Annotated in this window: 2 protein-coding genes; one reads left to right on the forward strand and one right to left on the reverse strand. The window is 49.5% G+C overall.

Annotation, left to right across the window (positions count from 1 at the left end):
- Positions 1–151: 151 nt before the first annotated feature.
- Positions 152–1,108 carry a M23 family metallopeptidase gene (locus C7B77_RS26115; RefSeq protein ID WP_106311883.1) on the reverse strand — a complete coding sequence of 319 codons (957 nt, stop codon included), beginning with the start codon at positions 1,106–1,108 and terminating at the stop codon, positions 152–154.
- Positions 1,109–1,464: 356 nt separating this feature from the next.
- Between C7B77_RS26115 and C7B77_RS26120 the strand changes: the two genes are divergently transcribed.
- The gene (locus C7B77_RS26120) at positions 1,465–3,537 is read left to right on the forward strand and encodes a monovalent cation:proton antiporter family protein (protein WP_106311886.1); all 2,073 of its coding nucleotides are present in this window, start codon (positions 1,465–1,467) and stop codon (positions 3,535–3,537) included.
- The last annotated feature ends 118 nt before the right edge of the window (positions 3,538–3,655 follow it).

Below are 3,655 nucleotides of genomic sequence, written 5' to 3' on the forward strand. Positions count from 1 at the left end.
GGTAATGGGTAATGGGTAATGGGTAATGGGTAATGGGTAAAATTGGAACGGCGTTCCAAAAGGATCTAGCTTTTGCCCTCTACCCTCTACCCTCTACCCTCTACCCTCTACCCTCTACCTAAAGCCTAAAACCTAAAGCCTAAAACCTACCTCAATCGATCGCGCTTCCTCGCCATTGAACTGGATCGACAGAGACGGCGTTGACATAGAGACCCCAGTGGAGGTGTGGGCCAGTCGAGGAGCCAGTATTGCCGATCGCGCCGATGGGGTCGCCGGGGGCTAGCATTTGGCCTTCTTCGACATCAATTTTGCTCAGGTGCATGAAGATACTCACCAATCCTTGGCCGTGATCGACGCCGACGACATTGCCGTGAACGCGGAAACCTTTGTTCTCGTAGCCTACCAATGCTACCTTGCCACCAGCCGGGGCGACCACTGCCGAGCCGTAACCTCCGGCATAGTCTAAGCCGCGATGGTAATAGTCCTTGGCAAATACACCGTTGTAGTAGCGACGCACGCCGTAAGGTGAGCTAGTCCTGCCCTGATTGGGAGCGATAAATTTGCCACTCCAGAGCTTTTCGGGGCTGACGATCGCTTTCAATGCCACCACTTTTTTTAGTTCCATGGCGGTGGCTTGAATGCCAGCTTTGCCAGGGGTAAAGTTGATGCGTTGGATCGGAAATTTCCGATCGGCGACGGCGATTTTGAGTTTGCTAGTGGTGGTGCCATCGGCAATGTTAATATCGCGATCTCCTGGTTGTTCGAGTGGCGTGGTGGGCACCATCGCCCGATATCGATCGGTACCGAGGTTAAATGCTGGATAAGTTTTGTTACCAACTTTAACTGTCGGTGGAGTGGTTTTACCTGGTGTCGCTGCAATATTAACGACGATCGTCTCGCCTAGTTTGGGCGTAGCAGGCGTGAGTTGACCGCTGAGTGCGAGTCCGGGGATCTTGACTGCCGACCATAGGACGATCGTTAAGGCAATTGCCCCCCAGAAAATCGATGCGCTACCAAAGCGACTAAACCAACGCCAAGTGTGGAGCAAAGCGCGATTCGATCGCAACTTCTGGGCGGTAACCCCCAATTTCGAGATCGGATCTAACATAAAAATTTTGGGTAGACGATCGTGGATGTTTGAGATTATACGGGCTGAAGAAGACAAATTAGCCGCACTTAGAAGCGAGTCTCCAGTAACTGACGATCTGTTCCCACAGATGAGGCAAAACTCGGTATCCTAGGAGTTAACTTACATTAAGTTAATTAAAAAACTTCATCCAGCCAAAAATCTCGCATTTAAGTAGATTCTCGCCCGATCGTCAATTTGGCTCTAGCCTTGTAGTGGCAACAAACATGGGCAATTATCCGCCCGATTGCTGTTTCCATCTACCCTAAAAACTCGGTATCCTGAGAGTTAACTTACGTTAAGTTAATTTAAAATATCTCATAATTTATAAAAATCTAGTGTTAGAAGATTTTCGTCTAATCGTCGATTTGGTATCCATCCTCGCGTCGTCGGCTGTGGGCGGGATTATTGCGGGATTGGCCAAACAACCCGCACTATTGGGTTATATCGTCGGTGGGGCGATTGTCGGGCCGACGGGACTGGGACTGATTAAAGAGTTGGTTCCGGTCGAGACTTTAGCTCAGTTTGGGGCGGCTTTTTTATTATTTGCCTTGGGCGTGGAGTTTTCATTTGCCGAGCTAAAAAAGGTTCAGAAAATCAGTTTGGGCGGTGGCGGTTTGCAGATTCTGCTGACTATTTTGGTCACAACCGTCATTTCGGTGAGTGTGGGCTGGGTTTCGACTCCTCAGCAAGGCGTATTTTTAGGAGCGATCTTGTCACTGTCTTCGACGGCGGTGGTGCTCAAATCTTTGATGGAGTCCAATGAAACCGCCACGCCGCACGGACAGGTGATGTTGGGAATTTTGGTCGTCCAGGATTTGGCGTTGGGCTTTATGCTAGCGGTATTACCAGCTCTAGATCGACCGCCAGCAGAGATCGGGATGGCGGTATTATATGCAGCGATTAAAATCGGTTTATTTGCGATCGGCGCGACAATTACGGGAATTTGGGTAGTACCTCGGTTGTTGCGGTTACTGGCTAGTACAGAGAGCCGAGAATTATTTCTCTTGGGGATCGTAACTTTGTGCTTGGGAATTGCACTGATTACCGAACATTTGGGTTTGTCCATCGAAATGGGGGCTTTCGTCGCTGGTTTGATGATTTCTGAGGCAGAGTATGCCGATCAGACTTTAGCTTACGTGGAGCCGATTAGGGACGTCTTTGCGGCGTTGTTTTTTGCGGCGATCGGGATGCTGATCGATCCGCGCTTTCTGTGGGACAATCTGGATCTGATTTTGGGGCTAGTCTCGATCGTCTTTATCGGTAAGTTTGCCATTATTACGCCGTTGGTGCGGCTGTTTGGCTATCCGTTGCAAACAGCTTTGATTGCCGGATTGGGCTTGGCGCAAATTGGGGAATTTTCGTTCGTCCTAGCTAGCGAGGGGCAAAAATTGGGATTGGTGTCCCGGCGGGTGTATTTACTGTTGTTGGGGACGACGGCGGTAACTTTGGTAGTCACGCCATTTATCCTCAAACTGATTCCCAGTCTCTTTAATTGGATCGAGAGCGTCCCCGCACTCGATCGCTGGTTTCAGCCAGGAGAACCGCCCTTGGAAGTATCGGAACACGTACCGCTCGAACCCCCGATCGTCATTTGCGGTTACGGGCGCACTGGGCAAAATTTGGCTACACTATTGGCCGAACAAAATGTGCCTGTAGTAGTAGTAGACCAATCTGAGTCGGCAATTCAAAAATTGCGAGAGAGTGGAACGCCTTATATTTATGGTAATGCCGTGAGTATTCCCGTGCTGACTAGAGCGGGACTCGATCGAGCGCGGGCGATGGTAATTGCCCTCCCCGATGCGATGAGCACGCGGCTGTGTCTCAAACACGCGCTAGAGATTTCGCCAGAGCTAGATATCGTCGTGCGCGCGCATCAATATCAAGACATCGAATTACTCTATCAGTTAGGCGGTAGCGAGGTCGTGCAGCCAGAATTTGAAGCTAGCCTAGAGATGGCATCCCATCTACTGGTCAAAATCGGGTTGCCGACAGTGCAAATTCAACGTCAAGTCAAGGCAATTCGGAATTCTCACTATATGGAATTGCGTCCCGAAGGCACCATCGGTGAAATGTCTCAAAATATTCAAGCAGCTACCTTGGGGATGAATCGTCGCTGGTATCGGCTCTCGCTGACTTCACCATTAATGGGTAATTCGATCGCCAGTGCCAATATTCGCACCTTGACTGGAGCGACGATCGTCGCCATTCAGCGCGAAGATGGTACTCAGATTAATTATCCGAATGGCGGTACCACCTTCCAACTAGGCGATAGTTGCTTGGTAATTGGATCGGTTGAAGAACAAACGATGTTCGATCGACTCACCAAGGGTGAAATTTCGATTCCAGTTCTCCCGCTTTCTGTGCTAGAAACAGTTTCCGAAGCGATCGTCGAACGCGAAGTCAGTTAAATTAGTCGATCGTCGATCGTTGATAGTTGATAACTGGGTTGCTCACATCTTGCACCAAAACAGAGTTACTAGTTTTTAGTGAACAGTGAACAGTGAACAGTGAACAGTTTTAGCACTT

The organism is Chamaesiphon polymorphus CCALA 037 (assembly GCF_003003845.1).
Classification (GTDB): domain Bacteria; phylum Cyanobacteriota; class Cyanobacteriia; order Cyanobacteriales; family Chamaesiphonaceae; genus Chamaesiphon; species Chamaesiphon polymorphus.

Bases quoted from the DNA above. Each gene is read 5' to 3' on its own strand.
- C7B77_RS26115 (WP_106311883.1), bottom strand. From the start codon at position 1,108: ATGTTAGATCCGATCTCGAAATTGGGGGTTACCGCCCAGAAGTTGCGA.